The organism is Pseudomonas sp. AC211 (genome assembly GCF_979258055.1).
Map to the genome: position 1 here is coordinate 4,320,154 of NZ_OZ409830.1, position 25,302 is coordinate 4,345,455.

The 25,302-nt window shown below is 61.9% G+C and carries 15 protein-coding genes and 7 pseudogenes; 15 read left to right on the plus strand and 7 right to left on the minus strand.

Translation table 11 applies throughout. From position 1 onward, the window contains the following. The first annotated feature begins 3 nt into the window (after positions 1-3). On the plus strand, positions 4-1,656 hold the full coding sequence (gene aceF / locus ACZZZP_RS20460) for a dihydrolipoyllysine-residue acetyltransferase (RefSeq protein WP_463383928.1): 1,653 nt from the start codon (positions 4-6) through the stop codon (positions 1,654-1,656). Positions 1,657-1,879: 223 nt separating this feature from the next. On the opposite strand, the gene ACZZZP_RS20465 is transcribed toward aceF, so the two are convergent. Then, complete coding sequence (locus tag ACZZZP_RS20465; protein WP_463536801.1) at positions 1,880-2,308, minus strand: hypothetical protein; 429 nt, start codon at positions 2,306-2,308, stop codon at positions 1,880-1,882. A gap of 172 nt (positions 2,309-2,480) precedes the next feature. Between ACZZZP_RS20465 and ACZZZP_RS20470 the strand changes: the two genes are divergently transcribed. The 7 genes and pseudogenes from ACZZZP_RS20470 (at position 2,481) to ACZZZP_RS20500 (ending at position 8,459) form a co-directional block, all read left to right on the plus strand. Further along, a complete protein-coding gene (locus ACZZZP_RS20470) occupies positions 2,481-4,448 on the plus strand; it encodes a GAF domain-containing protein (RefSeq protein WP_463536802.1) in 1,968 nt (655 codons plus the stop codon). 1 nt (position 4,449) lies between these two features. Next, positions 4,450-4,782: an EAL domain-containing protein gene (locus ACZZZP_RS20475; protein WP_463536971.1), complete on the plus strand. Its 333-nt coding sequence runs from the start codon at positions 4,450-4,452 to the stop codon at positions 4,780-4,782. Positions 4,783-4,837: 55 nt separating this feature from the next. Continuing rightward, entirely contained in the window at positions 4,838-5,182 is a 345-nt protein-coding gene (locus tag ACZZZP_RS20480; RefSeq protein WP_463536803.1) for an EAL domain-containing protein, read from the plus strand. An 86-nt stretch (positions 5,183-5,268) separates the two neighbouring features. After that, a pseudogene (msrA, locus tag ACZZZP_RS20485) lies at positions 5,269-5,912 on the plus strand (peptide-methionine (S)-S-oxide reductase MsrA). 174 nt (positions 5,913-6,086) lie between these two features. Beyond that, positions 6,087-7,106, plus strand: coding sequence for a DctP family TRAP transporter solute-binding subunit (locus tag ACZZZP_RS20490; RefSeq protein ID WP_463383932.1), 1,020 nt, complete (start codon positions 6,087-6,089; stop codon positions 7,104-7,106). Positions 7,107-7,269: 163 nt separating this feature from the next. Further along, positions 7,270-7,863 (plus strand): DUF3391 domain-containing protein, encoded by a 594-nt coding sequence (locus tag ACZZZP_RS20495; RefSeq protein ID WP_463536804.1) that lies wholly within the window; start codon positions 7,270-7,272, stop codon positions 7,861-7,863. Then, complete coding sequence (locus ACZZZP_RS20500) at positions 7,839-8,459, plus strand: HD-GYP domain-containing protein (protein WP_463536805.1); 621 nt, start codon at positions 7,839-7,841, stop codon at positions 8,457-8,459. Before ACZZZP_RS20495 ends, ACZZZP_RS20500 begins: the two co-directional genes overlap by 25 nt. 102 nt (positions 8,460-8,561) lie before the next feature. Here ACZZZP_RS20500 and ACZZZP_RS20505 read toward each other — a convergent pair. Further along, positions 8,562-9,399, minus strand: a pseudogene (locus tag ACZZZP_RS20505) (23S rRNA (adenine(2030)-N(6))-methyltransferase RlmJ). Between the two features lie 188 nt (positions 9,400-9,587). Between ACZZZP_RS20505 and ACZZZP_RS20510 the strand changes: the two are divergent. From ACZZZP_RS20510 to selO, 4 pseudogenes are all read left to right on the plus strand, one after another. Beyond that, positions 9,588-11,378, plus strand: a pseudogene (locus ACZZZP_RS20510) (acyl-CoA dehydrogenase). Positions 11,379-11,727: 349 nt separating this feature from the next. Then, positions 11,728-13,476: pseudogene (locus ACZZZP_RS20515) on the plus strand (potassium/proton antiporter). Between the two features lie 34 nt (positions 13,477-13,510). Continuing rightward, positions 13,511-16,843 (plus strand): annotated as a pseudogene (mscK, locus tag ACZZZP_RS20520) (mechanosensitive channel MscK). Between the two features lie 151 nt (positions 16,844-16,994). Next, positions 16,995-18,449, plus strand: a pseudogene (gene selO, locus ACZZZP_RS20525) (protein adenylyltransferase SelO). Between the two features lie 109 nt (positions 18,450-18,558). Here the strand turns inward: selO and ACZZZP_RS20530 are convergent. Beyond that, positions 18,559-19,242 carry an aspartate/glutamate racemase family protein gene (locus ACZZZP_RS20530; protein WP_463536806.1) on the minus strand — a complete coding sequence of 228 codons (684 nt, stop codon included), beginning with the start codon at positions 19,240-19,242 and terminating at the stop codon, positions 18,559-18,561. A gap of 254 nt (positions 19,243-19,496) precedes the next feature. Here ACZZZP_RS20530 and ACZZZP_RS20535 point away from each other — a divergent pair, with 254 nt between their 5' ends. The 3 genes from ACZZZP_RS20535 to ACZZZP_RS20545 all read left to right on the plus strand — a co-directional run bounded on the left by ACZZZP_RS20535 (position 19,497) and on the right by ACZZZP_RS20545 (position 21,500). Then, positions 19,497-20,474: a sulfite exporter TauE/SafE family protein gene (locus tag ACZZZP_RS20535; protein WP_463383938.1), complete on the plus strand. Its 978-nt coding sequence runs from the start codon at positions 19,497-19,499 to the stop codon at positions 20,472-20,474. 50 nt (positions 20,475-20,524) lie between these two features. Next, complete coding sequence (trxC, locus tag ACZZZP_RS20540) at positions 20,525-20,959, plus strand: thioredoxin TrxC (RefSeq protein WP_463383939.1); 435 nt, start codon at positions 20,525-20,527, stop codon at positions 20,957-20,959. Between the two features lie 97 nt (positions 20,960-21,056). Beyond that, a complete protein-coding gene (locus tag ACZZZP_RS20545; protein WP_122493294.1) occupies positions 21,057-21,500 on the plus strand; it encodes a YiiD C-terminal domain-containing protein in 444 nt (147 codons plus the stop codon). Positions 21,501-21,508: 8 nt separating this feature from the next. Here the strand turns inward: ACZZZP_RS20545 and ACZZZP_RS20550 are convergent, their stop codons facing one another. From ACZZZP_RS20550 to ACZZZP_RS20565, 4 genes and pseudogenes are all read right to left on the minus strand, one after another. Further along, positions 21,509-22,438, minus strand: a complete 930-nt coding sequence (locus tag ACZZZP_RS20550) for an NAD-dependent epimerase/dehydratase family protein (protein ID WP_463383940.1) — start codon at positions 22,436-22,438, stop codon at positions 21,509-21,511. Further along, positions 22,431-23,314 (minus strand): annotated as a pseudogene (locus ACZZZP_RS20555) (sugar nucleotide-binding protein). Before ACZZZP_RS20555 ends, ACZZZP_RS20550 begins: the two are co-directional and overlap by 8 nt. Continuing rightward, on the minus strand, positions 23,238-23,828 hold the full coding sequence (locus tag ACZZZP_RS20560; RefSeq protein WP_463536807.1) for a single-stranded DNA-binding protein: 591 nt from the start codon (positions 23,826-23,828) through the stop codon (positions 23,238-23,240). The pseudogene ACZZZP_RS20555 and the gene ACZZZP_RS20560 overlap by 77 nt, the downstream one beginning before the upstream one ends. A 9-nt stretch (positions 23,829-23,837) precedes the next feature. Continuing rightward, positions 23,838-25,223 (minus strand): MFS transporter, encoded by a 1,386-nt coding sequence (locus ACZZZP_RS20565; protein WP_463383941.1) that lies wholly within the window; start codon positions 25,221-25,223, stop codon positions 23,838-23,840. Positions 25,224-25,302: the final 79 nt, after the last annotated feature.

Below are 25,302 nucleotides of genomic sequence, written 5' to 3' on the forward strand. Positions count from 1 at the left end.
ACGATGAGTGAATTAATCCGCGTGCCCGACATTGGCAGTGGCGAGGGTGAAGTCATCGAACTGATGGTCAAGGTAGGTGATCGCATCGAAGCCGATCAAAGCCTACTGACGCTCGAGTCGGACAAAGCCAGCATGGAAATTCCCGCGCCCAAAGCCGGCGTGGTGAAAAGCCTCAAGGTCAAACTCGGCGATCGCCTGAAAGAAGGCGATGAGTTGCTGGAGCTGGAAGTGGAAGGCGCCGAAGCAGCGCCAGCCGCTGCCGAACCGGCGGCCAAGGCCGAAGCCGCTCCGGCTGCCGAGCCTGCCAAAGCCGCCGACCCTGCCCCGGCGCCTGCTGCTCCGGCAGCGGCGGCCAGCAGTTCGGTTCAGGACATCAACGTTCCGGATATCGGTTCCTCGGGCAAAGCCAAAATCATCGAGCTGTTGGTGAAGGTTGGCGACACCGTTGAAGCCGACCAATCCTTGTTGGTGCTGGAATCCGACAAAGCCAGCATGGAAATCCCCTCGCCGGCTGCCGGCGTGGTGGAAAGCCTGAGCGTGAAGCTGGACGACGAAGTCGGCACCGGCGACCCGATCCTCAAGCTGAAAGTGGCAGGCGCTGCACCGGCTGCCGCGCCTGCTCCAGCAGCAGCGCCGGCCGCTGCTCCGGCGGCCAAAGCCGAAGCAGCGCCCGCTTCTGCTGCTGCACCAGCCAAAGCCGAGGCGGCACCGGCTGCCCCGGCAGCGCCAGCCAAAGACGGCGCCAAAACCCACGCCGGCCCGGCTGTACGCCAACTGGCCCGTGAGTTTGGCGTTGAGCTGAGCGCGGTAACCGCCAGCGGTCCGCACGGTCGTGTGCTCAAAGAAGACGTGCAGGTTTACGTCAAAGCCATGATGCAGAAGGCCAAGGAAGCACCGGCTGCCGGCGCTACCGGTGGCGCGGGCATTCCGCCGGTTCCGGAAGTCGATTTCAGCCGTTTTGGTGAAATTGAAGAAGTGCCGATGACCCGCCTGATGCAGGTTGGCGCCACCAACCTGCACCGCAGCTGGCTCAACGTGCCGCACGTGACGCAATTCGACTCCGCCGACATCACCGAGCTGGAAGCTTTCCGCATTGCGCAGAAAGCCGTGGCCGAGAAAGCGGGCGTCAAACTCACCGTGTTGCCGCTGCTGCTTAAAGCGTGCGCCTACTTGCTCAAGGAACTGCCGGACTTCAACAGTTCGCTGGCGCCGTCTGGCAAAGCAATCATCCGCAAGAAGTACGTCAACATCGGCTTCGCCGTCGACACACCGGATGGCCTGCTGGTGCCGGTGATCAAAGACGTCGACAAGAAGAGCTTGCTGCAACTGGCTGCCGAAGCCGCTGAACTGGCGGAAAAAGCGCGTACCAAGAAGCTCTCGGCCGACGCCATGCAAGGCGCCTGCTTCACCATTTCCAGCCTCGGCCACATTGGCGGCACCGGCTTCACGCCGATCGTCAACGCGCCGGAAGTGGCGATTCTCGGGGTCTCCAAGGCCACCATGCAGCCGTTGTGGGACGGTAAAGCGTTCCAGCCGAAACTGATGCTGCCGCTGTCCTTGTCTTACGACCACCGCGTGATCAACGGCGCGGCTGCCGCTCGCTTCACCAAACGTCTGAGCGACGTGCTGGGCGACATCCGCACCATGCTGCTGTAAGGCTAAAACGTTTCACACTTTCGGGCATGCCACGCTCGTACCTCAGCCCCGCCGTTTGGCGGGGTTTTTTTGCGTGTTTTTAGTGGAGACAGAAACCTAATAAAGCCCACCGTCATTCCCGCGCAGGCGGGAATCCAGAATTCTGGATGGGATAAACATTGCGTATCAACGCAAGATTCTGGGTCCCCGCCTTCGCGGGGACGACGGTGTAAAGGCGTGAAGATCAGCCCTTCTGCATATTGCGCAGCAGAAACGACAGCGCCTTGGCCAGCTGCGCCGCGCCTTGATGATCCCGGCGAATGGTTAGCCACGGGCTGCCGTCCTGGGGGTTTTTCAAGGTGCAGACCTGCTCACTCGGCAGGCACTCGTATTTGATGTACGGGTCGACGCCAAACACCTCCAGCCGCTGATTGCGCACGGCCACGTTCACCCCTTCGGCTTCACGGGTTTTCTGCTGGATCAGCAATTCCCCAGGCGCCCCCACGCTGAGCTGGTACACCTGGTCGCGACGCTCGGCCTGGCCCACCTGAAAGGCCGCGCGCACCGCGTAGGTGTCGAGCAGTTCGTTGCTTTGCGCCAACAACGCTTGGCGCTCGTCGCTGGTGAGGTAGAGCTTCTTCAATTCGTTGAGGTAGCTGTGCCTGTTCGGCACCACTCAACTCTGCCCTCCGGCTCTGCCGCCTGCGCGCTAGACGCGGCGAGCAATACCACAGCGATTGCAGGCAATATTCCCAGCCGCCTTGTCAGTCTTGTTCGCATGATGCACCCTTACCGATGAAGTGGCCCTGAGCCACTCGTTCAGCATACTGGAAGCGAGTCTCCCGATGAAAAGCCATACCGATGCCGCCAGCCGTCCGGCGGTCGAGGTTGTGACGCAGTTGCCAGTGCCTTCGCGGCTTGGCATGTTGCGTTTCGAGCGGCTTAATGAGGCGAGCTGGACCCTTCTGTTTTTAGACGCCGCGTGCGAAAGCCAATTGGGCCTCGCCGCCGGTGAGCTTTGTGGGTTGGTGGGTTCGCCCTACGCCAGCCTTATGGAGCCGGAAGAACGCTACCAGTTGCACGACACCATCCAACTGCAACTCAAAGACAGCCCGCACTGGCAAGTGCACCACAAGCTGCACACCCCCATCGGCATGCTGCATCTGGTGGAATTGGGTGAAGCCTTCAAGCAGCATCGGTCGGCAGCTGCTGCGCGGCTACTATTGCCGGCCGATGAGCCGCTGTTCCCCGACCGCCAGCCGCAGCAGTCAGAACTGCAAATCCAGAACAACCGCCTGCAAGCCTCCCTCGAACTGTATCAACGCTCTCAGGAAGAACACCTTCAGCACCTGGTTCGCAGCCGCGCCCAGCAGAGCATGATCGTGCGCCTGGCGCGCCACCGTTACAGCTCGGACAACCAGGTGTTCGAGGCCGCGCAGCTGATTACCAAGGCCGCCTGCGAGACCTTCAGCGTCGCCCGCGCCAGCCTCTGGTACCTGCGCCAGGAACAGCTTGAGCCGGTGACGATGTACAGCACCGACATCGGCCAACACGAACTGCCCACCCCAATCAACGCCAGCAAATACCCGCACTACCTCGCCGCCCTCCATAGCGGCCGCGCCATCGACGCCCACAGCGCCATGCGCGACCCACGCACCCGTGAGCTGGCTGAAACCCACCTGCTGCCCCGTGGCGTCAGCGCCATGCTCGATGCCAGCGTGCGCGTGGCCGGCGAAGTGGTGGCGGTGTTGTGCCTGGAACACGTGGGCACTGAGCGCGTGTGGCAGGCCGATGAAATTGCGTTTGCCGGCGAGCTGGCCGACCAGTTCGCCCACGCGCTGGTCAACCAGCAGCGCCGCAGCGCCAACAGTGAATTGCAGCTGTTCCGCCGCGCCGTCGAGCAAAGCGCCAGCGCCTTTTTGCTGATCGACCGCGAAGGCATCGTCGAATACGTCAACCCAAGCTTCACCGCCATTACCCAGTTCAGCCCGGAAGAAGTGCAAGGCCGGCGCCTGTCCGACTTACCGGCGCTGGCCAACCTCAGCGACCTGCTGTTCGACGCCCACTCCAACCTAGCCCAGCAAAACAGCTGGAACGGCGAATTCCGCAGCCGGCGCAAAAGCCTGGAACCCTATTGGGGGCACCTGTCGATTTCCAAGGTGTACGGCGGCGCCGGCGAGCTGACGCACCTACATCGGCATTTACGAAGACATCACGCAAAGCAAACTCGCCCAGCAGCGCATCGAGCGCCTGGCCTACACCGACAACCTCACCCGCCTCGGCAACCGCCCGGCCTTTATCCGCAGCATGGAAGAGCGCTTTTCGCGCAACAGCGATCAGCCCACCAGTTTGCTGCTGGTAGACATCGACAACTTCAAACGCATCAACGACAGCCTCGGCCACCAGACCGGCGACAAGCTGCTCATGAGCCTGGCCCGCCGCCTGCGCAACAGCCTCAACGCCAACAACAGCCTCGCCCGTTTCGCCAGCAACGAATTCGCCGTGCTGCTGGACAACTGCGACGTCGCCGAAGGCCAGCGCATTGCCGGGCAAGTGCTGCAAACCCTGGACAAACCGCTGTTCGTCGACAACCAGCTGATCAGCGTCACCGGCTCGGTCGGCCTGGCTTGCGCGCCGCTGCATGGGCAAGATTCCCACACCCTGATGAAGCACGCGGGCCTCGCGCTGCACAAAGCCAAAGCCAACGGCAAGCACCAGGTGCAGGTGTTCACCGAAGTGCTGAATGCCGAGGCCAACTACAAGCTGTTCGTCGAAAACAACCTGCGCCGCGCCCTGACCCAGAACGAACTTGAGGTGTTCTACCAGCCCAAGCTCGACCTGCGCACCGGCCAGCTCACCGGCATGGAGGCGCTGCTGCGCTGGAACCATCCGGAAAAAGGCATGATCAACCCGGACCAGTTCATCAGCGTGGCCGAAGACACCGGCCTGATCATTCCCATCGGCAAATGGGTGGCGCGCCAGGCCTGCCGCATGAGCAAGCAGCTGTCAGCGCTTGGCCTGGGCGACATTCAGGTGGCGATCAACCTGTCGCCCAAGCAATTTTCCGACCCCGACCTGGTCGGCTCGATTGCCGAGCCATCCTTCAGGAAGAACTGCTGCCGCCGCACCTGCTCGAGCTGGAGCTGACCGAAAGCCTGCTGTTGGAAGCCACCGACGACACGCGCGCCAGCAGCTCAATCGCTTGAAAAGCCTGGGCCTGACCCTGGCCATGGACGACTTCGGCACCGGCTATTCGTCGCTCAGCTACCTGAAGAAATTCCCCATCGACGTGATCAAGATCGATCGCAGCTTTATCAAAGACATCCCGGAAAATCAGGACGACATGGAAATCACCTCCGCGGTGATTGCCATGGCCCACAACCTCAAGCTCAAAGTCGTCGCTGAAGGCATCGAAACGGCCGCCCAGCTGAGCTTCTTGCGCCGACATAAATGCGATATCGGCCAGGGTTACTTGTTCGACCGCCCGATTCCCGGCCGCGACCTGCTCGACAGCCTGCGCCGTTACCCGTGTCGCCCGCAAAACTGAATCGGCTGTAACGTCTCGCCGCGAGCGAACTCTAAACACACGCTGAACTGCTACGTTTCAATCAACCACCCCATCAGGAGCCTGCCATGGTGCTGCGTTCGCAAATTCTCGCCCACAAGCTCGACCTGCCAACCGCCGAGCAAGCCCTGCCCGGCCGTGAAAGCCCGATGCCCGTGCCGGAGAAGCACTTCGTCAACGGCAACCCGCTGCAAGGTCCCTTCCTGCTGGTATGGAAACCGCGATTTTCGGCCTTGGCTGTTTCTGGGGCGCCGAGCGGCGCTTCTGGCAGCAACCGGGTGTTTATTCCACGGCGGCAGGTTATGCCGGTGGCCACACGCCAAACCCGACGTACGACGAAACCTGCTCGGGCCTGACCGGCCACACCGAAGTGGTGTTGGTGGTGTTTGACCCGAAGGTGACCAGTTACGACGCGCTGTTGAAAGTGTTCTGGGAAGCGCACAACCCAACGCAAGGCATGCGTCAGGGCAATGATGTGGGCAGCCAGTATCGCTCGGCCATTTACGCCACCAGCCCGGCGCAACTCGATGCCGCGCTGACCACCCAGGCCGCGTTCCAGAAGCAATTGGAAGCTGCCGGCTTTGGCGCTATTGCCACGGAAATCATCGAGGCGCCGGCGTTCTATTACGCCGAGGCTTATCACCAGCAGTACCTGGCGAAGAATCCGAATGGTTATTGCGGGTTGGGCGGCACCGGGGTTTGCTTGCTGTAAAACAGGCCGGCTATCGGTCGTTGGTGGCTGCAACCAACGACCGGGTTCACGCCCTTGCGAACGTCTAAGTGCGCCTGTAATACGCAACTTGTAGGATGACTCTCTGCCAGCCGTTTTCGCCGTTGCTGCGCGCGCAGCCGCAGCGCAAGCGCCTATAAAAAAGAGAGAGTCCGCATGAACACGTTAACCCTGGGGCGCTGCCGCCTGGTTGTAGGTTTCGCCGCGTTATTGAGTTTCGCCAGTGCCGTGCTGGCCGACGACGCACCTATCGTCATCAAGTTTTCCCACGTAGTCGCTGAAGACACGCCCAAGGGCCAAGGCGCGCTGCTGTTCAAAAAGCTCGCCGAAGAACGCCTGGCCGGCAAAGTGACCGTCGAGATTTATCCCAACTCCAGCCTGTTTGGCGACGCCGATGAGCTGCAAGCCTTGCGCGACAACAAGGTGCAGATTCTCGCGCCTTCGCTGGCCAAGTTCAGCGAGTACAACAAGCAGTTGCAGATTTTCGACCTGCCGTTCCTGTTCGATGACCTCGCCGCCGTCGACCGCTTCCAGCAACGCGCCAAAGGCCGTCAGTTGCTCAGCGCCATGCAGGAGCACAACATCACCGGCCTGGCCTATTGGCACAACGGCATGAAGCAGCTGTCGGCCACCAAAGCGCTGAACAATCCGGCCGACGCCAAAGGCCTTGCCTTCCGCATTCAGCCCTCGCCCGTGATCGAAAGCCAGTTCAACGCCCTGGGCGCTACGCCGGTAAAACTGCCGTTCGCCGCCACACTGCAAGCGATGCAAGACGGCAAAGTGCAAGGCACCGAAAACACGTGGTCGAACCTGTACAGCCAGAAATACGCACCGTTTCAGCCGTACATGACCGAAACCAACCACGGCGTGCTCGACTACATGTTGGTGGCCAATACCAAGTTCTGGTACGCCATTCCGCATGCCACGCGCACCGAGCTGGAAGGCATCATCGAAGAAGTGACCTTTGCCGTGAACAACGCCGCCGAGCAGCAGAACGTCGTCGCGCGCCAGCAGTTGAGCCAGGGTAAAACCCACCTCATCAGCCTCACCGAGCAAGAGCGCAGCACCTGGCGTGCGGCCATGCAGCCGGTGTGGAAGCAGTACGAAAGCGTGATTGGTGCCGACATCATCCACGCCGCCGAACAGGTCAATCGCAAGAGCGCCAACAAGCAATAGCTGGCTGTTAGCCATTAGGCAGGCTGCTTCGCCGGCAAAAGGCCGGCTAGACTTAGGCTTTATTGACCCAAGCCTCAAGTCTTTGCATGTCCGATTCCCGCAAACAGTACCTCGCGCCCGAACAGCTGTGCGTCGGCCTCTTCGTCCAACTGGACCTGGGCTGGTGGAGCACGACTTCGCCTTCAGCAGTTTCAAAATCAAAGACCAGGCCCAGCTCGACGCGCTGCTTCAGTTGAGCCTGCCGCGTGTACGTTACGACCCGGCGCGCAGCGACTGCGAGCCGCTGCCGCACCCGGACGAACTGCCGCCACCCATCGTTGAAGCGCCGCCCGCCGCGCCGCAGCCGCCCAGCGCCGAAGAGCTGGCCGCCCAGGCGCGCGCGGTGAAACTGAGCAAATTGCGCAAGCGCCTGGCCGAAGTGGACCGCAAGTTCATCCACACCAGCCAGATGGTCAAAGAGCTGACCAAAACCCTGCACCGCGCCCCCGAAGACGTGCTCAAACAAGCGGGCGAAGTGGTGCGCGAATTGGTCGGCACCATGATGGCCGAGGACGGCGTGGTGCTGCACAGCATCAACGGCAAGGCCGCCGAAGACGCCTACTCACATGCGCTGAACGTGACGGTGCTGTCGATGATGCTCGGCCGCCAGTTGGGCTACGACAGCGAGGCCTGCCATTCCCTGGGCCTCGGCGCGCTGCTGCACGACATGGGCAAGATCGACGTGCCAGCAAAGTGCTGCTCAAAACCGAACCGCTGAACCGCCCCGAGCAGCAGTTTCTGCAAATGCACACCGAATTCGGCCGGCGCCGTGGGCAGAAGCTGATGCTCGACGACGACGTGCTGCGCATCATCGCTGAGCACCACGAGTACTGCGACGGCAGCGGTTACCCCAACCAATTGCATGAAGCCGCCATTGGCCGCCTGAGCCGGGTGGTGAGCATCACCAACTTTTTCGACAACCTCTGCAACCCGCAGAACCCGCGCGACGCCATCAGCCCCCACGAAGCGCTGGCGCGGATGTTCAAGCAATACAAAGAACGCTTCGACCAGGTGGCGCTGAAAGCCTTTATCCGCTGCATGGGCGTTTACCCGCCGGGCAGCCTGGTGCAGCTTGAGGACGGCCGCTTCGGCCTGGTACTCGGCATGCACCCGACCTTGCCGCTGAAACCGACGGTGATCGTCTACGAGCCGAACGTGCCGAAAACCGAGGCATTGATCCTCAACCTGGAGCAAGAGCCGCAGCTGGCGATTGCCAAAAGCGTGAGGGTGTCGGAGCTGGATGAAGCGGCGCGCGAATATTTGAATCCACGGCAGCAGGTGAGTTACTACGTGGATCCGAAGCGGGGGAAATAACCTCGGCTCGCGATACTGTAGGGAGCGGCTTCAGCCGCGATGCTCTTGATCTAGCCGTTCCAGGAATCGCGGCTAAAGCCGCTCCCACAGGTAAGGCAGCGCTTATTCCGCAATCAACCAATCCAACCGCCAATTCCCCTCGCTCTGCGCCAACGTCTTGGCCAGCCACGGCAGCAGCTCTTTGAGCTCCTCCTCCAACCCCCACGGCGCATTGGCGATCACCAGCCCCGAACCGCTCAGGCGCGTGGCGTCGTCCGGGCTGTGCACGAACAGTTCGGCGCGCAGCAGTTTCGGCGCGGTGGATTTGCCCAGGCTTTGGTAGAAACGCTTGAGCTGGCTTTCATCCTTGATCGGGTACCAGATGGCAACGATGGTCTGGCGCATGCGGCCTATGCTTTCGTTCAGCGCGGTGACGCAGCGGTCCAGCTCGTCGCTCTGTTCAAACGGCGGGTCGATCAACAGCAGCGCTCGCTTCTCGGCCACCGGCAGCAAGGCGCGCGGCACATGCCAACCTTCGCCCAGGTGCACCGCCACACGGCGATCGCCGCGCATGTTTTCTTTGAGCAACTGGCCGTCTTGCGGATGTTTTTCGTTGAGCAGTACGCGGTCCTGGTCGCGGGTGAGCTGGCGCGCCAGCTCGGGCGAACCGGGGTAATAGCGCAGCTCGCCGTCGGGATTCATGGCCTTGAGCACGTCGAAATAATCGTCGGTGCTGGCCGGCAAATCGTCGGCGTTCCACAGCCGGGCAATGCGCTTCGAGCCATTCACCGGTGCGGCTCGCTTCATCGCCCTTGAGGTCGTACAAACCCAGGCCGGCGTGGCTGTCGAGGCACACGAACGGTGCTTCCTTGCGCGCCAGCAGCGCAATGATGCGGCTGATGATCAGGTGCTTGAGCACATCGGCGTGGTTGCCGGCGTGGAAGGCGTGGCGGTAGTTCATGCGAGAAGATCCTCGGGGCGCGCTGAGGCGGCGAAGTTTACCAGCCCGCCCCGGGGGCATGGCGACTGGGTTTTGCTGCTTTATCACTCCCTGTATGAAGCTAGGCGCTGCCCGCCGCGCGCAATAGACTCCGGCAACGTTGAATAAAACCGTCCCATCACAACAGGTACGCCGCATGTCCGAGACTCTTGCTCAGCTCCCGTAACCTGGCCTTCGAACTCTACGAAGTGCTGGATGCCGAAGCCCTGACCCAACGCGAGCGTTTCGCCGAGCACAGCCGCGAAACCTTCGATGCTGCCATCGACACCGCCCGCAGCATCGCCGAAAACCTGTTCGCGCCGCACTGCCGCAAGAACGACGAGCACGAGCCGCAATTGCGTTGACGGCGCAGCGGTGCTGATTCCGGAAGTAAAACCAGCGGTCGACGCCTTCCTCGAAGCGGGCTTTCTCAATGCCTCGCGTGACTTCGAAGCCGGCGGCATGCAGTTGCCGACGCTGCTGTCGCAAGCCTGCTTCTGCCACTTCCAGTCAGCGAACGCGGCGACCACCTCGTACCCGTTCCTGACCATGGGCGCAGCGAACCTGATCGAAAGTTTCGGCACTGAAGAGCAAAAGCAGCGCTTCCTGCAGCCGATGATCGACGGCCGCTTCTTCGGCACCATGGCCCTTACCGAGCCGCACGCCGGCTCTTCCCGTCAGACCTGCGCACCCGTGCTGAACCAGCAGGCGATGGTAGCTATCGGATCAAGGGCAACAAAATCTTTATCTCCGGCGGCGACCACCCGCTGTCGGAAAACATCGTGCACATGGTGCTGGCCAAGCTGCCCGACGCACCGCCCGGCGTAAAAGGCATCTCGCTGTTTATCGTGCCCAAGTTCCTGGTTAACGACGACGGCTCGCTGGGCAAACGCAACGACGTGATCCTGGCTGGCCTGTTCCACAAGATGGGCTGGCGCGGCACCACCTCCACCGCGCTGAACTTCGGCGATAACGGCGAGTGCGTGGGCTACTTGGTCGGCAAACCGCACGCCGGTCTGTCGTACATGTTCCAGATGATGAACGAGGCGCGCATCGGCGTCGGCATGGGCGCGGTCATGCTCGGCTACGCCGGTTACCTGTACTCGCTCGACTACGCCCGCCAGCGCCCACAAGGTCGCCTGCCCGACGGCAAAGACCCGAGCACCGCGCAAGTGGCGATCATCGAGCACGCCGACGTACGCCGCATGCTGCTCACCCAGAAAGCTTATGTAGAAGGCTCGTTCGACCTGGCCTTGTACGCCGCGCGCCTGTTTGACGACACGCAAACCCTGAGCACTGAAGAAGAGCGCAAAACCGCGCTGGAACTGCTCGACCTGCTGACGCCAATTGTTAAATCTTGGCCGTCGGACTACTGCCTGAAAGCCAACGAACTGGCGATCCAGATTCTCGGCGGCCACGGCTACACCCGCGAATACCCGGTGGAGCAGTACTACCGCGACAACCGCCTGAACCCGATTCACGAAGGCACCTACGGCATCCAGTCCCTCGACCTGCTGGGCCGCAAGGTTTCCATGAACGGCGGCGCGGCGCTCAAACAGCTGGTGAAGCTGATTCAAACCTGCTGCCAGCGCGCCGAAGCGCATCCCTCGCTCAATGCCTTGCGTGAGCCGCTGGAGCATCTGCTGTCGCGCCTGTCGACCGTCACCCTGTCGCTGCTGGGCGACCTGATGCAGGGCAAGGTCAACGAAAGCCTGGCCAACTCGGCGCTGTACCTGAAAGTGTTCGGCCACATGGTGATTGGCTGGCGCTGGCTGGAACAAGCCATCCGTGCCGAAGAAGGCCTGGCCAAAGGCAACGCCCAGGACCACGACTTCTACACCGGCAAACTGCAGGCCGCGCGCTACTTCCTGACCTGGGAAGTGCCCGCCATGCACCATGACTTGGCGATTCTGGAGGCCAAGGACGATACGTGCCTGGCGATGCAGGATGCTTGGTTTTAATTGAGGTTTGAGCGTTGACGTTTTGTTCTGATCGTTCCCCAAACCGTGGTCCGATCCGAAATTCTGGATTCCGAATCGTCGGACCGCCGCCTCCGCGGGAATGACGGTTATTTCTGTCCAAACTTCCGTCATCCCCGCGCAGGCGGGGATCCAGAGTCGCTAGCCAGACATATTTGTCTAAAGCGACCCCGGTCTTTCAAAGGGATGCGCATCGCTCCACCCAAGCCCCGCCCCAACGCGGGGCTTTTTTTTGACAGGCGCAGGAAAACGCGGGTTAGAATCGTCTGGCATGCCTGCTGCATGCTCTAAGCTACTTTCGATCTAAACCCGTTTACCTGGAGTTCCGCCTTTGGATGCCACCGCCATCAATAGCCTGTTCCTGATCGGCGCATTGCTGGTAGGCGCGAGCATTTTGGTGAGCTCGCTTTCTTCGCGTCTGGGCATCCCGATTCTGGTGATCATTCTGGGCGTCGGCATGTTGGCCGGCGTCGATGGCCCGGGCGGCATCGGTTTCAGCAACTACCCCTTTCCTATCTGGTGGGCAACCTGGCCCTGGCGGTAATCCTGCTGGACGGCGGTTTGCGTACCCGCGTGTCGAGCTTCCGCGTGGCGCTGTCGCCGGCCTTGTCGCTGGCCACCGTTGGCGTGCTGATCACCACCGGCCTCACTGGCATGGCCGCCGCCTGGCTGTTCAATCTCAACCTGATGCAGGGCCTGCTGATCGGCGCGATTGTCGGTTCGACCGACGCCGCTGCGGTGTTCTCGTTGCTGGGCGGCAAAGGCCTGAACGAGCGGGTAAACGCTACCCTGGAAATAGAATCCGGTAGCAACGACCCCATGGCGGTGTTTCTCACCGTTACGCTGATCGACATGCTCGCCAGCGGCCAGGATGAATTCGGCTTTGGCCTGTTACTGCATCTGCTGCGCGAATTCGGCATCGGTGCTGTTATTGGTCTTGGCGGCGGCTGGGTGGTGCTCAAGCTGGTCAACCGCATTCACCTGGCGCACGGTTTGTATCCGTTGCTGGTGGTCAGCGGCGGCCTGCTGACCTTTGCCCTGACCAACGCACTGCATGGCAGCGGCATTCTTGCCGTGTACCTGTGCGGTCTGGTGCTGGGCAACAAGGCCATTCGCTCGCGCCACGGTATTTTGCATATGCTCGACGGCCTCGCCTGGCTGGCGCAGATCGGCATGTTTCTGGTGCTCGGCCTGCTGGTTACGCCGGCCGACTTCTGCTGCCTATCGCCTTGCCGGCCCTGGCCTTGGCGTTGTGGATGATTCTGGTTGCCCGGCCACTGTCGGTGGCCGTGAGCCTGTTTCCGTTCAAGGCCTTCCATGACCGGGAAAACTGTTTATCGCCTGGGTCGGCCTGCGCGGCGCGGTGCCGATCATTCTGGCTGTGTTCCCGTTGATGGCCGGTCTGGAGCACGCGCAGCTGTATTTCAACCTGGCGTTCTTCATTGTGCTGGTGTCGCTGGTGCTGCAAGGCACCAGCCTGCCGTGGGTGGCGAAGTGGCTGCGGGTAACCGTTCCGCCGGAGCCGGCGCCAATCTCCCGCGCAGGCCTTGAAGTGCACCCCACCAGTCAGTGGGAGCTGTTCGTGTACCGCCTGGGCGCGGAGAAGTGGTGCATCGGCGCCGCCCTGCGCGAACTGAAGATGCCCGACGGCACGCGCATTGCCGCGCTGTTCCGCGGCACCGAGCTGCTGCACCCGTCCGGTAGTACCACGCTTGAAGCCGGCGACATGCTCTGCGTAGTCGGCCACGAACACGACCTGCCCGCCCTCGGCAAGCTGTTCAGCCAGGCGCCGAAACGCGGGCTGGACCTGCGCTTCTTCGGCGATTTCTTTGTGCTTGAAGGCGACGCCGAGCTCAGCGCCATTGCTGCGCTGTATGGCCTGAAAATCGGCGACGTGGATGGCAGCATGCCGCTGGGCCGGTTCATCGCCCACGAAATTGGCGGCGAGCCGGTTATAGGCGACCAGGTTGAATGGAACGGCCTGACCTGGACCGTCGCGGCCATGGAAGGCAACAAGATTCGCAAGGTCGGCGTCAAATTCCCGAAGGCAGCCGCCCCGGCCCCCGGCCTGTTCCTCTAAACTGCTCGCTTCCCGAGCCGCACGATTGGCGACCATGTCTCTGTTTCCTACTTCGCTCCGTACCCTTCTACGGCCAGCCTGCTTGGCCTCGCGCTGATCATTCCGTCTTTGCATGCCGCCGAACCCCCTGAGCAGCGCCGATGTTCAGCGCAACCTCGACGGTCACTGGCCGCACGCAAACTGGCCGAGCCTGATGCCTCGACTATCAAGCAGATCCTGGAAAACACCCTGGAACTGCTGGCGGAAAAAGGCGACGCCGAAGTTCGCCCGGACCCAGCTCAAGCAAAAGCTCGCCGAGGCGCCAAAGCTCACCGCCGACAGCCAGCGCGACCTGGCCAAACTCAAAGCCAACCCGCCGGACGCTTTTCGCGAGCGTTACGGCGCGCTGAGCATCCCGCAGCTTGAACAAAAACTGACCGACATCAGCACCCAGCTCAGCGACTGGCAAAAAGCGCTGGCCGTGGCCAATAGCGACATTCTTACCGCGCAAACCCGGCCCGAACGCGCCCAGGCGGAGATCAGTAACGGGCAGACGCGCATGCAGGAGATCGGCAACCTGCTCAAGGTGGGCAAAGAGGCCAACAAGCCACTGAGCCCTGAACGCCGCGACCAACTGAACGCCGAGCAGGCAGCCCTGGTGGCAAAAATGGCCTTGCGCCGCGCCGAGCTGGCGGGCAACAACGTGCTGCAAGACTTGGGCAACATCCAGCGCGACTTGCTGGTGGAACGCATCGCCCGTGCCGAACAACGCAGCAATGACCTGCAAACCTTGATCAGCGAAAAACGCCGGGCGCAGTCGGAAAAAACCTTGGTGGAATTATCCAAGGAGGCGCAGAACGCCGGCCCCGACAGCGTGGTAGCCCTGGAAAGCGCTGAGAACCTCAAGCTCTCCGACTACCTGCTGCGCGCCACCGACCGCCTCAACGACCTGACCAAGCAGAACCTGCTGACCAAGCAGCAACTCGACAGCGTCAACCAGGCCGATCAGTCGCTGGAAGAACAGATCAACGTGCTCAAGGGCAGCCTGCTGCTCTCGAAGATTCTTTATCAGCAGAAAGAATCGTTGCCGCAACTGACGATGAATCAGGACCTGGCCGACGAGATTGCCGACATCCGGCTCTACCAGTTCAACCTCGACCAGACCCGCGACCAATACGGCTCGCCGCAAGCCTATGTCGACAGTCTGTTGGCCAAACAACCTGCCGAGCAGGTGACGCCGGAGGTGCGCCGCACGCTGCTGGACCTGGCCAATACCCGCGCCGAACTGCTTGAGCGGCTTGAGCCGCGAGCTCAATGCGCTGCTCAACGAATCGATCACCCTGCAACTCAACCAGAAGCAGCTGCAAGCCACAGCCAAAGCCCTGCGCGCCACGCTTGAAGAGCAGATGTTCTGGATTCCCAGCAACAAGCCGCTGGACCTTTCGTGGCTGCGGGTTGCGCCGCGCTACCTGCAAAGCCAGCTGGCCGACCTGCCGTGGGGCGATGGGCTCCAAGCAGTTGTTCGAAGCCCTGGGCGAGCGGCCGTGGTTTTCCCTGCCGCTGGCGTTGGTCAGTGGCCTGCTGATCTGGCAGCGCAGCACCATCTATCGCAAGCTCGGCGAACTGCACGAAGACATCGGCCACTACAAACGCGACAGCCAGCTGCACACGCCCTTGGCATTGCTGCTGAACATCTTGCTGGCTTTGCCGGTGTCGCTGCTGCTGGCGTTGGGCGGGCTGGCACTGCGGGTGGATGCCCGTGGACTGAACGCCGCACTGGGCGGCGCGCTGCTGGAAATGGCCCAGGCCTGGCTGGTGTTTTACACGCTGTACCGGATTCTGGCGCCCGGCGGCATGGCCGAGCTGCACTTCCGCTGGCCGCGCCCGCAAGTGGCGTTTATCAGCAATCAGGTGCGCAAACTGGGGCTGGTGGTAATGGCCTTGGTGGCGGTGGTGAGTGTGGCCGAGCAGCAACTCGCTGCGCTGGCCGAAGACGTCATCGGCATCATCATCGTGCTTGCCTGTTTCTGCCTGATGACCTGGCTGCTGGGCAAATTGCTGCTCACCGAGCCGCTCAGGGAGCACGCGTCACCGTTCCGTCTGGTGATCGGTACGGCGTTCACCCTGTTGCCGTTTGCGCTGATCATCGCGGTCGGCTTTGGCTACTACTACACCTCGCTGAAGCTCACGGATCGGCTGATCAACACCCTGTACTTGCTGATCGTCTGGCTGATTATCGAAGCCGCGTTTGTGCGCGGTCTGGCTGTGGCGGCACGGCGTCTGGCCTATGCCCGCGCCCTGGCGAAACGTCAGGCGCAGGCCAAAGAGAACGTCGACGGCGAAGAAGTGCCGGTAGAAACCGCGCGGCTGGACATCGAGCAGGTCAACCAACAGTCGTTGCGACTGATCTCGCCTGGCGCTGCTGTCCGGCTTTATTGGCTGCCTGTATTTGGTCTGGGCCGACCTGATCAGCGTTTTCGCCTACCTCGACAACGTCACCCTCTACCAATACGCCGCCGGCACGGGCGCTGCTGCCACGCAGTTGCCCATCAGCCTGCTGGATGTACTCGGCGCGTTGCTCATCATCGGCGTCACCATCGCCCTGGCCAATAACCTGCCCGGTTTGCTGGAAGTGTTGGTGCTGTCGCGCCTGTCATTGGCGCAAGGCAGCGCATATGCGACGACCACGCTGTTGTCTTACGCCATTGCCGGCATCGGCATCGTCAGCACGCTGTCGACCCTGGGCGTGAGTTGGGACAAGTTGCAATGGCTGGTGGCGGCGCTGTCGGTGGGTATCGGTTTCGGTATGCAGGCGATTTTCGCCAACTTCATTTCCGGCATCATTCTGCTGTTCGAGCGTCCGGTGCGCATCGGCGACCTGGTGACCATCGGCACCGTGACCGGCACGGTGAACCGCATCCGCATCCGCGCCACGCACATCACTGACGGCGACCGTAAAGCGGTGATCGTGCCGAACCAGACCATTCTCACCAGTCAGCTGATCAACTGGACGCTGACCGACACCATCACCCGCATCGTGCTGACCTTCAATGTGCAGCGCGGCTCGGACCTCGAGCTGGTGCGCAAGCTGATGCTGCAAGCCACCCAGGAAAACTCCCGCGTGCTGCGCGACCCGGCGCCCACCGTGCAACTGACCGCCTACGGCGCCAGCACCCTGGATCACGAGCTGAAAATTTATGTGCGCGAACTGGGTGACCGCGGCCTGGCCACCGACGAATTGAACCGCCGTATCGACCAGCTGTTCCGCGACAACAACATCAACTCCAGCTCCACGCCGAAGATGGAAATTTTCCTCACCAATGCCGAAGGGAAGGAGCATCAGGTGGAGGCGGCTGAGGAAGCGCAAGCGCCGAAACCGACGCCGTGACATTAAACCTATCGCGGCTAAAGCCGCTCCTGCAGGTTTCGTGTTCTGTGGGAGCGGCTTCAGCCGCGATGCTGTTCGGCAGGTTTATTGACCCGTAGCTGGCGATAGCTGTCCACATCATTTCCGATCCCAGCCTTTTCGGACAACGCCTTTGAAAACCCTCGCCGATCTCAATTTCGATAACCGCTTCGCCCGTCTCGGCGATGCGTTTTCCACTGAAGTGCTTCCAGAGCCCATCGACGAACCACGTCTGGTGGTCGCCAGCCCGGCCGCCATGGCGCTGCTGGATCTGGACCCGAACGAAGCCACGAAACCGGAATTCGCTGAAATTTTCGCCGGCCACAAACTGTGGGAAAGCGCCGAGCCGCGCGCCATGGTGTATTCCGGTCATCAGTTCGGCTCGTGACAACCCGCGCCTGGGCGACGGTCGTGGGCTGCTGCTGGGCGAGGTGGTAAACGATGCGGGCGAGCATTGGGATTTGCACCTCAAGGGCGCCGGGCAAACCCCGTACTCGCGCATGGGCGATGGCCGTGCGGTGTTGCGTTCCTCGATCCGCGAGTTCCTTGCCTCTGAAGCCATGCACGCGCTCGGTATTCCCAGCAGCCGCGCGCTGTGTGTGGTGGGGTCGAGCACACCGGTGTGGCGCGAGAAGAAAGAAACGGCGGCCATGTGCTGCGCATGGCCCCCAGCCATGTGCGCTTCGGCCACTTCGAGTACTTCTATTACACCAAGCAGGAAGAACAGTTGAAGGTGCTCGGCGAGCACATGCTGCGCAGCCATTTTCCCCAGTGCCTGGAGCAACCGGAGCCGTACCTGGCGATGTTCCGCGAGGTGCTAGAGCGCAACGCCGAAATGATCGCCTACTGGCAGGCCTATGGCTTCTGCCACGGGGTGATGAACACCGACAACATGTCGATTTTAGGCATCACCTTCGACTACGGCCCGTTCGCCTTTCTCGACGACTTCGACGCGCGCTTTATCTGCAACCACTCCGACGACAGCGGCCGCTACTCCTTCAGCAACCAGGTGCCCATCGCGCACTGGAACCTGTCGGCGCTGGCCCAGGCGCTCACGCCGTTTATCAGCGCTGAAGCGCTGCGCGAAACCCTCAACCTGTTCCTGCCGCTGTACCAGGCGCACTACCTCGACCTGATGCGTAAACGCCTGGGCCTGTACCAACCGCATGATGACGACAACGGCCTGATCGAACGGCTGTTGCAGCTGATGCAGACCAGCCCGGTCGACTACAGCCGTTTCTTCCGCGAACTGGGCGAGAGCGCCCCGGCCGATGCGTTGAAACGCTTGCGCGAAGACTTCGTCGACCTGGCCGGCTTTGACGCCTGGGCCGCCGACTACCTGGCCCGCTGCGGCGATCTGGACGTCGCCGAACGGCGCACGCGGATGCACGCGGTCAACCCGAAATACATCCTGCGCAACTACCTGGCACAGCAAGCGATCGAAGCCGCCGAGCGCGGTGACTACAGCGAAGTGCGCCTGCTGCACGAGGTATTGAGCAAGCCGTTTGACGAGCAGCCGGGCATGGAACGGTTCGCCGAGCGGCCGCCGGAATGGGGCAAGCACCTGGAAATCAGCTGCTCTTCGTGATTACACGCCGGGCCGCTGGTCGTCGGCCATACTGCGTTGCTCCCTCACCTCACATGCTCACGTAGTTGACTACGCTGCGCTGTTCGGCTCGGGTGCGCCTTGTCTGGCCTTAGCCCAGCGGCCCTACCTCGGCGTCTATAAAAAGCCAATCGAGCCCCATCCGCACATGCTCATGGGTGCTGTCAATCAAGGGCAGCGGCGCCTCGCAGCCTTCGAGTAGCAGACCAATTTCCGTACAGCCCAGAATCGCCGCCTCGGCGCCTTGGGCTTTTAGCTCGCCCAGGCAATCGAGGTAGTAGCGTTGCGACGCTTCCGGAAACTGGCCCAGGCAGAGCTGCTGAAAAATGATCCGGTCAATTTCGGACTGCGCTTCGAGCGCAGGCACCAGCACCTCGATGCCGAAGCGCTCACTGAGGCGCTCGCGGTAAAACGCTTCCTGCATGGTGAAGCGGGTGCCGAGCAGCGCCGCCTTGCGGATGCCTTGCGCTTGCAACGCCTGCCCCACCGCATCGCCAATGTGCAGGAGAGGAATATCCACCGCCGCCTCGATGGCCGGTGCCACTTTGTGCATGGTGTTGGTCGCCAACAGCAGCGCCGTGGCGCCGGCGTTTTGCAGGCCTGCGGCGGCTTGCGCCAACACCTCGCCGGCGCCCTGCCAGTCACCACTTTTTTGCATGGCGGCGATCTGCGCGAAATCCACCGAATGCAACAGCAACGGCGCCGAATGCAGCCCGCCGAGCTGGTCGCGAACGCCTTCGTTGAGCAGGCGGTATACGTGACAGTCGATTCCCAACTCATGCCGCCTAGAACGCCGAGGGTGTGCATGGTGATCTCCTTGTTGTGAACCTGAAGGCTAGTGGGTTCGCAGGCGGGTACACAGATACAGCAACGGTTGGAGGCGGCGGCACAGTCGCGGTGCTTCCAAACGCTAAATTCCTAGATGGCATATAAACCTGCCCAATCAGTCTTAGACTCCTCTAAGCAAAGCTCTCTATCGTTGCGCCACCGAACGGCTAACCGCTCGCCCCGCTTAAGGCTCCGCTGTAGATGAAAATCCGCGAACTCGATTACTCCGCAAGCCCTCTCAATACCGAACACCAGGCAATGGGCTTGCCGCCGGTTGAAGACTACGTCTCCCATCCCGCCAATCACCCGGTATTGCGCATTGCCATGTGGCTGGCGGTGGCGATTCTGGTGAGCCTGCTGGGCTTTCTGGCGTGGCGCCTGTTCTTTGGTAACCACGAGAGCAGCGGCCTGGAAATTATCGAGAGCGCGCTGACCAGCCCGCTGTTCTGGAGCGCCGTGGCCGTGGGCTTTTTCGCCCAGGCTATCGACGGTGCGTTGGGCATGGCCTACGGCATTACCGCGACCACCTTCCTGCTCAGCGCCGGCGCCTCGCCTGCTGCGGCCAGCGCCAGCGTGCACATCGCCGAAGTGTTCACCACCGGCCTGTCTGGCATCTCCCACGTGAAGCTGGGCAACGTGAATAAATCGCTATTTTTGCGTTTGCTGATTCCCGGCATGATCGGTGCCGTGTTGGGCGCGGTGATCATCACGCAGTTCGACGGCAAGGTGCTCAAGCCCTTTATTTCTGCGTACTTGCTGATCATGGGCCTGTACATCCTGCGCAAGGCGTTCAAGCACATCGTGGAAAAACGCGAGCCCAAACACATCGCCAAGCTGGCGCTGTTTGGTGGTTTCGTTGATGCAGCGGGTGGCGGCGGCTGGGGTCCGGTAGTCACCACGACGCTGATTGGCTCGGGCAGCGACCCGCGCACCACCATCGGCTCGGTGAACTTCGCCGAGTTCTTCCTGACCATCGCCAGCGCCACCTCGTTCATTCTGCTGGCCGGCCAACCGAGCACCTGGTTGCTGGTGGCGGGTTTGGTGTTCGGCGGCTTGTTCGCCGCGCCCTTCGCGGCCTTGCTGTGCAAAAAGCTGCATGCGAAAACGTTGCTGATCATGATCGGCAGCCTGATCACGCTGATCAGCGCGTACAACATCTATATCAGTCTCACCGCTTGAAAGCGCCGGCCTGCGGCTCCAGATAGCGCGTATAGCCTCTGGAGCCTGACATGTCCGACCCTCTCGTCATTCCCTGCCCGCACTGCAACGGCCTTAATCGCATTCCTTCCGACCGCACTGGCGACAGCCCGCGCTGCGGCCGCTGCAAAGAGCCTGTGTTGCTGAGCACGCCGTTCGATCTCACCCAAGCCAGCTACGCCAGCCAGATTAAAGGCGACCTGCCGCTGCTGGTGGACGTGTGGGCCAGTTGGTGCGGCCCGTGCCAGGCGTTTGCGCCGACGTTCAAGCAAGCCGCCGGGCAGTTGCTCGGCCGGGCGCGCCTGGCCAAGCTCGACAGCGAAGCCAACCAACAGCTCTCCGCGCAGTTGGGCATTCGCTCGATTCCAAGTTTGCTGCTGTTCAAAAACGGCAAAGAAGTCGCACGCCAAAGTGGCGCGATGCCACTGGCGCAACTGCTCGGCTGGTTGAAAACCCAGGGCGTGTGACGTCACTTTTAGTCAGGCGCAGCGAGCGCCGCGGTCATTGTGGTGCGCCGTCTACACGCTAGGCTGGGGCCTTCCCTAATAAGAAGAGACTCCGGCCATGGCATTTCCCCTTGAGGTTGCGCGGCAGCTCACTGAAGAGCAGATCGCGTTCGTCAAACGCAGCCAGTTGAAGGCCGAGGTGCTGGAGCCAGGCTTTGTGCGGTTGTGCATGCCACTGGCCGGCAACCAGAACCATATCGGCAGCATGTACGCCGGCGCCCTTTTCACCCTCGCGGAAATACCCGGCGGCGCGCTGTTTCTCACCAGCTTCGACACCCAGCGCTTCTACCCAATCATCAAGGAAATGAACCTGCGCTTTCGCCGTCCGGCGACCGGCGATATCCGCGTGGAAGCGCGCCTGGACGCCGCCGACATCGAGCGTCTGCAAGCCGAAGCCGCCGAAACGGGCAAGGCCGAGTACGTATTGGAGTTGGCGCTGGTGGATGACAGCGGTGAGGTGGTTGCGCAGAGCCGAGGGCTGTACCAGCTGCGCAAGCACTAAGCGCAGGCTTAGCGGCCGAGCAGCTTGGCCAGGCCGACGTCCATCGGTGTTGGCTCGGCGACGTGATAGCGGCTTAGCAGCCGCCCGTTGTTGGCGCGGGAATGACGGATGTCGCCGTCACGTGCCGGCGCGTACGAGACGGCAGGCAAATTGCCAACCACAGCGCGAATATGCTCTAGCAACTGGTTGAGGCTGGTGGCGCGATTAAGGCCCACGTTGGCCGCGCCCTCTTCCACGCCGGGCAGTTCCAGTGCCTGCACCAGCAAGTCGATCAGATCACCCACATAAAAGAAATCGCGGGTCTGCTCGCCGTCCCCGAATACGGTGATCGGCAGCCCTTGCTGGGCGCGCTGAATAAAGATGCTGATGACCCCGGAATACGGCGAAGAAGGATCTTGCCGTGGGCCAAAGATATTGAAAAAGCGGAAGATCGCCGGCTCAAGGCCGTGCTGGCGGCGATAGAAGTCCAGGTACTGCTCGCTGGCCAATTTGTCGACGGCATACGGGGTGAGCGGCGCTTTCGGCGTGTCTTCATCAATCGCCAAGCCCTCGCCGTTGTTGCCATACACCGCCGCGCTGGAGGCAAACAGCACGCGCTTCACGCCGTGTTGGCGCATGGCCTCACACACATTCAGGGTGCCGACAAAATTGCTCTGGTGCGTGCTCACCGGATCGTCCACCGAGGCCTGCACCGAGGCCACTGCGGCCAAGTGCACCACGGCCTGGCAGCCTTGCACCGCCTGTGTCACTAACGCCGCATCGGCCACGCTGCCAACGCGCAATTCCAGCCGTGGGTTATCCAGCGGCAGATTGCTGCGCTTACCCATCGATAGATCATCCAACACGCGCACTGCATAGCCTTTGGCCAACAGGGCATCGACCAGGTTGGAGCCGATAAAACCAGCGCCCCCGGTAATCAGAACGGGACGATCAGGCATGGCGGTAATAACGGTCCAGAAGACTCGGCAAGCCGGCACGCCAGGCGCGCGGTTTGATGCCAAAGGTGTGGAGAATTTTCTTGCAGGCCAGCACGGCGTGCTGCGGTTCGTCAGCCGCATCCGGGCGCGCGGCATGGGCTTGAGCGCCCACTTCCTGCACCGCCAGTTGCCGGAAATTACGGGCTTCGGTCAGCACCGCCTGGCCGAGGGCCAGCGAGGTGGTCGCTTCGTATCCACCGTAGTGGTACGTGCCCCACAGCGGCGCCTGGCAATCGAGCTGTTTGATCACGGCAATCAGCACGCGAGCCGCGTCGTCGATAGGTGTGGGATTGCCGCGTCGGTCATCGGCCAGAAACAGCTCCGACTCGTGCTCGGCGCGGGCCAGAAAACGGCCCAGCAAACCTTCGGCACTGGCATCAAGCAGCCAGCCAAAGCGAATCAGCACATGCCGTGGGCACGCCGCCCGCACGCTCTGTTCAATGCGCCACAACGCCTGACCACGCAGACCAAGCGGTACCTGCTCTTCCTTTTCGCTGTAGGCAGTCGCGCGCGAACCGTCGAAAACGCGGTAGCTCGACGGCTGAACCAGGCGAATGGAGTGATGTTGGCAAAGTTCGGCGAGGCGCTCGACGGCGCGCTCTTGCGGGGCGAAACGCTCGGCGCCCACGGTTTCGGCCTGAAACCAGTCGAAGTAGTACGCGAGGTTTACCACCACGTCGGGACGGGTTTCATCGAGCAGCAAGGTCAGGCTGGTGGCATCCCAGCCGCCCTCGGGGGGCGCGGCGCGAGGAAGCCGATGTCATCTTCGGCTCCAAGGCGGATCAGCGCCTGCCCAAGGGCATTGCCGCCGCCCAGAAGCATCAGGCGCATTTGCATACGTCAGAAATGCCTGATCAGAACGGAATGTCGTCGTCGAAGCTGTCGTAGTTCGGCGCTGGCTGGGCCGCCGGTTGCGGTGCCGGGCGCGACTCGCGCGGCGCTTGCTGCTCGCGCTGCTGCGGTGCTGGACGCTGTTGACGGGGGCGGAATCGCCACCGCCGTTATCAGGACGGCCGCCCAGCAGCTGCATGGTGCCCTGCATGTCGACGATGATTTCGGTGGTGTAGCGTTTTACGCCGTCTTTTTCCCACTCGCGGGTTTGCAGCTTGCCTTCGATGTACACCTGCGAACCTTTGCGCAGGTATTCGCCGGCGATTTCAGCGACCTTGCCGAACAGGGCCACACGGTGCCATTCGGTTTTTTCGACTTTCTGGCCGCTCTGCTTATCGGTCCACTGCTCGCTGGTAGCCAGGCTCAGGTTGGTGACCGCGTTGCCGTTGGGCATGTAGCGTGTTTCCGGGTCCTGGCCGCAGGTTCCGACCAGAATGACTTTGTTAACCCCACGGGCCATAACGTTCTCCTAGGAATCGGCACGCGCGTCGAGCAAGGCGTCGAGCGCGGGGCGATCCAATTGTTCGGAATCGAATTTGATATACACGGCGGCTTCGTCAGCCACCACAACTGCATCTGTTACTCCGGTCACTGCTACAAGGCGCTCGACCAAGCCAGCATCGCGCACCGCAGCGGGCGAAAGCGGCAAGCGCAGGCTAGTGACATACGGAGGTTCGCGCATAGTAACAGCAATAATCAGCCAGATCCCACAGAGGGCAGCACATCCTAAGAACACCGTATCCAGGCCACCGTGCTGGAACAACCAGCCGCCCAGAATGCCGCCCAGCGCCGCGCCGAGGAACTGGCTGGTGGAGTAAACGCCCATGGCCGTGCCCTTGCCGCCAGCCGGCGAAACCTTGCTGATCAGCGACGGCAGCGAAGCCTCCAGCAGGTTGAACGCGGTGAAGAACACCACGGTGCCAACCACTAATTCGTGCAAGGTGCCGTCGGCCAGCCAGAAGAACACTTCGCAGCCCAGCAGCACAGCAACGGCGCCGAGCAGTACGCGCTTCATCTGGCGCTTTTTCTCGCCATAAATAATGAAGGGGATCATGGCGAAGAAGCCGACCAGCAGCGCGGTCAGGTATACCCACCAGTGCTGTTCTTTCGGCAGTTCGGCGCGCTCGACCAAAGCGAGCGGTAATGCGACGAAACTGGCCATCAATACCGCATGCAAAACGAAGATGCCCACATCCAGGCGCAACAAGTCTGGGTGGCGCAGGGTTTTGCCGAGGGCGTCTTTCGCCACACCGGATTCCCGATGCTGCAACGGCCCGGCCGAGCGCGGCACCCACCAGGCCACCAGCACAATGCCCACCAGCGCCATGGCGGCGGTGGCCAGAAACAGGCCCGACAACCCGAAGGCGCGCGTGAGCAGCGGCCCAACCACCATCGCCACCGCGAACGACAAACCGATGCTCATGCCAATCATGGCCATCGCTTTGGTGCGGTGTTGCTCGCGGGTCAGGTCGGACAGCAGCGCCATCACGGCGGCGGAAATCGCCCCGGCGCCTTGCAGCACGCGACCGGCGATCACGCCCCAGATGGAGTCGGCATTGGCGGCCAGCACGCTACCCGCCGCAAAAACGATGAGACCAAAATAAATGACCGGACGGCGGCCGATGCGGTCAGAGATGATGCCGAAGGGAATCTGCAAGACGGCCTGGGTCAGCCCGTAGGCGCCGATGGCAAGACCGATCAGTGCCGGCGTTGCGCCGGCCAGGTCCATGCCATAGGTGGCCAGCACCGGCAGGACCATGAACATGCCAAGCATTCGGAACGCAAAGACCAGCGACAACCCACTCGCTGCGCGGGTTTCGCTGCCACTCATGCGTTCGCTGTGCGGATCGTGCATGGAAGTACCTCAAGAAAATGCGCGCCGATTCTAACAGCCCGTATCCGGCATCGCACAGGCCGGCGCTTCCGGCTGGCTT